Source organism: Novipirellula sp., from assembly GCF_041583735.1.
GTDB lineage: Bacteria > Planctomycetota > Planctomycetia > Pirellulales > Pirellulaceae > Novipirellula.
The window spans coordinates 1-4,847 of record NZ_JBFHFD010000656.1; the positions used below are offsets into that span (position 1 = coordinate 1).

Below are 4,847 nucleotides of genomic sequence, written 5' to 3' on the forward strand. Positions count from 1 at the left end.
AGGTTCGATGACGATCGACTTGACGCGTTTGGGTTCGGGGCGTCGTGGCTGTGGCTTGGGTTCCGGTTTCGGAGGCTCGGGCTTTACCGGTTCGGGATTTACCGGTTCGGGGCGAACGGCTTCGACGACCGGCTCGGGCTTGGGAGCCTCGGCCACGGGTTCAGGCTTGGCCTGAACTTTGGGAATGTCTTTGCGGACGTACAGGATCTTCGGAGTGGGTTTAGGTTCCTCTTTGACCACCACGACCACCGGTGCGGGTTCCTCTTCGGGCTCGTCCTCCGAAACCGCTTCTTCGGGCTCGTCTTCGTAGACCTCCTCTTCGTACTCTTCTTCGACCTGCTCTTCTTCGATGCGTTCTTGCGGTAGCAGAACCTCGGCTCGGCCCGGCTGCCCCTGTGGCGGCATCATTCGGACCTGGACATCAATTTCATGGAAGATATCGACGATATGCTCGTGGCAAGTGAACATCATCACTTGATGCCCTAGTTCGGCAAACGTCTTCAGTGTTCGTGCCGCGTAGATCGCTCGGTCACGGTCAAAATTGACCAGCACGTCGTCGAGCACCAACGGCAACATGACTCCGCGACGAGCGTAGGCCGCAGCCAACGACAATCGTAATGCAATGAAGACCGCTTCTCGGGTTCCGCGGCTCAGCACTTCCAATGGCAACGACTTACCATCGGTGTCGTCGACCTTCAATCGGTTGGTGCCCAGCGGCGTCCAAATTCGGTTGTACTTTCCGTCGGTCAATTGATTGAGGAACGACGACGCCTCACGCAACGTTTCGGGTTGACGCTCGCGTTCGAACGTTCCGCAGACGTCTTCGAGCAGGCAGCTTGCCATCGCGAGCGTTTGCCAGCGACGCGCCGCCGCCATGATCTTGCGCTCGATACATGCCAGTTCCAACTGAGCCGTGGTCAATCGCGAGTCTTCACCAAGCTGCTTCATCTCTTGAGCCAACTCGCCTTGCTGAGTTCGCAATTGAGCTACACGCGATTCGGTCTCGCTCATCCGTGTCGTCAACGAATCCCAGCGGCGTTCGATGTCGCTCTGCTTGGCACCCTCGATCTCGCGAGCGACTGCATCGTATTCCACATGCGTACCTATCATCGAGCGAACCTGCTTGTCGAGCTCGGTGTGCTCTTTTCGCATTTCCGCCAAGCTCGCTTTGCTATCAACCAGCCCATAGAACTGCTCGGGAGTGGCAACGCCGCACTTTGCCCACAGTGCACGCCGCTGCGTTTCGCCGCGTTGGATCGCCCGAAAATATCCGCTTTGCTGCTTCTTCAGCTTGAGGTCTTGTTCTTTCAGGCTGCGACGTTGTTTGATCCAGTGTTGCTGGCGAGACAGTTCTTCATGCAGATGATTCAGTTGGTCCAGCGGGTTCGAACGAACGCGACTTCGCTTGGCGGCCTGTTCGCTGTCGTCATCGTCCTCATCATCACGAGGATTCTTTGCAGGGATGTTCTCTTGCAGATCGAGCGCCTCCATGTACAGCGACTCGATTCGGCGAGCCAAGGTTTGCCGTTCGCGTTTCCGCTGATCCCGTTCGGTCTTCAGCTCTTCCCAGCGGCGTCGACTACTGAGCAGCGTCTCGTAACCATCGCTCAGGTTCCGAACACTCGATGGCGAAAGCGATTCGCTTAGCCCCAACCGCTTCAGCGTGGCGGACCATTCTCGGCGCGAATCTCTCAATCCATCGGCGGCTTCAGTCGCCCGTTCTCGCGCTGACTTGTACGATTGCAGCGCCGCTTGGTGGTTGTGGTAGGTCGGTAAGACCGATTCCAATTCTGCCAGCAGCTGCTCGCTTTCGCGAATTCGCAACTCGATGGTCTCGTTGCTGGTGGGCAGCGTCGAGTCGGCTTCGTTTCGCTCGCTTTCCAGTTCACGGATCTGTTTGCGGAGCGTGTCGATTTGGCGCTCGCAATCCTCCAGATCGCGAGACGTCGAACGCATCCCGTTTTCTTTGCCAAAGTAATACGTCAGCATGCCCATGAATCCGACGGTCAACCAAAACATGCCTTTGGTGGGATCGGGATCCGGCGAGAACCAGGTCAGCCCCAGCATGTTCGATACGCCATAGACCAACGACATACCGCCAAAGATAAAGGGGACAGCCAACAAGATCAGCCGATCCATTGGAAGTGCTTCGTCGGTCGTCAAGTCGACCGTTTCTTTTTCCAAGTCGCGGTAGTGCCGCTTCAGCTTTTCGATATGTTCGCCGAGTTGGCCGCGGTGCCGCAGCGCAGTAATCAGTTCGTTTTCTTCGCGGATGGCCTGCTGCAGATTGGTCGCCCGAGCTCGGGCCAGGACGCCCTGCAACTGGCTACCCATCTTCTCGGCGCGTGTCTTATGCTCGGCGCCTTCGCTGCGAGCCTGCTTTAGGAGAAACAACTGCTCCTTAACCCGCTTTGCGGGGGCCGAAAGTGTCGCTAGCGACTGTTTGGACAAATCCGGCAGCTTGGACATATCACCTTCGGTGATCGCGACCTTGTCGGCTTCGTCGATTCCCAATCGGTCGGCGTCCGCTTCGAGCTGCTTGCGGGCCTTGTCGATTTGTCCGTCAAGACGCTCGATTTGCTCTTCGAGTGCCTCGACCCATGTGGCTTGCTCGGAGGCGGCTTCGATTTTCCCCTGCAAGTCGAAGAGGCGTTTGCTGACCGGCAGCTGCTCGTTTTTGACCCGCAATTCACGGCGTTTTGCCTTGACCTCTTCCATCTTGGCCTTGCTGTCCTCGACCATCGCTTCGATCTGGACCAATTGCCCTGGCGCATCGTCTGGCAACTCGGACTCGAGCTCCGTTTCCGCGATGGATGCCGCCAATGCTTCGCGTTGTTTCCAGGTGTCGAAAACGCTGGTTGCGATTTCAACGCAGCGTGCTTCCCGTTCCCAAGCGATCATTCGCTCGGACGACGTTTCGATTTCTTGTTGCTGCGATCGTCGCTGGCTTGCTAGTTCGCTCCAGCGTCGGCCGTGCCGGGTGAGCTGCTCGACTTCGTCTCGCAACTTTTCGCGTTTGCGAATCATCGCGGCAACCTTGCCCGCCTCTTCCGAGTCGATGACGCTATCCTTGCCGATCATGCTCTTGCGACCTTCGCGCAAACTGCGAAGCACATCGACGAGCGAAACGCGGTCCAGACCACTGGACAATTTGTAAAGCTCGTCGGCGGCGTCAGTACCGTCAAGCGTGCTTAGTTCCTGTAGTTCACGGATGCCAATGGCAAACACGTTGGTAAAGATCGGCTCGTCGATTTGGCCGAGCAAACTGCTCAATCGGTGCTGGCCTTGCGACAACCCGTCTTGTCCTGTGACGCTCAGATTGCCGGTCACGCCGGTGTCGGTCAATTGGCTGGTACGACGAATCTGGTAGCCGCCGCCGGGCCCCGTCACACGGATCGCGCCGCCTGGGGTGCCGCCAAAAACTGGTGGGACATAGCGTTCGCGGCGATCCGGGGTGAACCCGTACAGCATCGCTCGCAGAAACTGCATCAGCGTTGTTTTGCCAGCCTCGTTAGGGCCGTAAAACAGCGTCATGCCATCGGACAATGAGTCGACGGACAATCCGGTCCAAACGCCGAAACCATCAATTTGAATGTCTTTGATCTTCATGATTTTTGCACCAAATTTGGCTTGCCGCCACGCAGGAGTTCGACACCCAGTAGCGTCGCTTGGTCAAGAATGTGTTCGCGTGCCGAACTGGGAACGTCCGCCAATAGCGTCGAGGTCGTGCTTTGAATCCCCTTGTGCTCTTCGGTGAACGGCAGCAAGTTCAATTCGCGTCCGTCGTTTTTGCGATGCTTGTCCGCGGCACGTAAAAAGTCACCCAAGATCGTGTCTTCTTCATTCCACGACTTGGGGTAGTGGCGTGGCGGGCGAACGACCAACGATGCGGTCCAAGCCGCTGGCGTCCCCGATCCGAATTCGCGTCGCAGCCACTGCAGCAATTCCTCGGCGTCGCCAATCGCATGCAGGTTCTCACCGCTGCTGACTGAGATATCCCAGCCAATCAACAGATGGCGTCCGCCATTCTCGTGCTGGAGCCGGACGATGCGTTCGCCCAACAGATTGCGGATGCTGCCGACCGCGGCAATTTCGGATGCATCAATCTCCACTTTGCAGTAGCGGAATGCATCGCATTCAATTTCGTGCACTCGCGTGGTTTGGTCGGCGTCGACGTCAACAATCGAATAACCGTGCGGGCCAGGCTCGTCGAGCGAACGACCTTGCGGAGACCCACAGTAAACCGCGGCTCCTTCGGCCCCCCCTTCGATTTCCTGGCGATTATGCTTGCCGCCGAGAGCCCAATAGTCGAAACGGCCTTCTTTCAGCGCGTCGGCGTCCGAAAAACCATAGCCGACCGCGACGGTGTATTCGTCGCTCGGGTCGACGCGGAAACTCGGAACATGCAACGACGCACGACCTTCGCTGCTGCGGCCGACGACAACACAAATCGTGCGTCCGGCGCGTTGGACGGGGACCGCGATCGCTTTGTTCTTGGGAAACAACGTAACGTTGGGAGGCAGCGGGGCCGCTTCGGGCCATTTTTGCGGGTCATCCGCGTTTCCGGCGACCCAGAATACCGGCTTTTTCTTAGCGTTCAGCTTCTCGAAATAATCCAACAGCAACGCCATCCCGTGCGGGCCAGCGGCTTGAGGATTCAGCAGATCGCCGGAAAACACTACGAAATCGATGTTTTCGGCCAAAGCGGCCTCAAAAATCGCCTTCGCAGCGCGTCGTGGCGCATCGGCCATCGCGTCACGAAGGTGACTCGGGATCGCATCGAGGTCCCCGAGAGGAGATTCGAGATGAAAATCGCTAGCGTGAATAAATCGGAACGACTCGCCCGG

At 57.8% G+C, this 4,847-nt stretch carries 2 protein-coding genes; both read right to left on the reverse strand.

The window, feature by feature from the left end; all coding sequences use genetic code 11:
* Nucleotides 1-3,609 (reverse strand): AAA family ATPase (locus tag ABX962_RS30335; protein ID WP_372725162.1); only part of this gene is annotated, 3,609 nt, incomplete at its 3' end.
* On the reverse strand, nucleotides 3,606-4,847 hold a 1,242-nt coding region (locus tag ABX962_RS30340), incomplete at its 5' end, for an exonuclease SbcCD subunit D (RefSeq protein WP_372725164.1). The genes ABX962_RS30340 and ABX962_RS30335, both read right to left, overlap by 4 nt.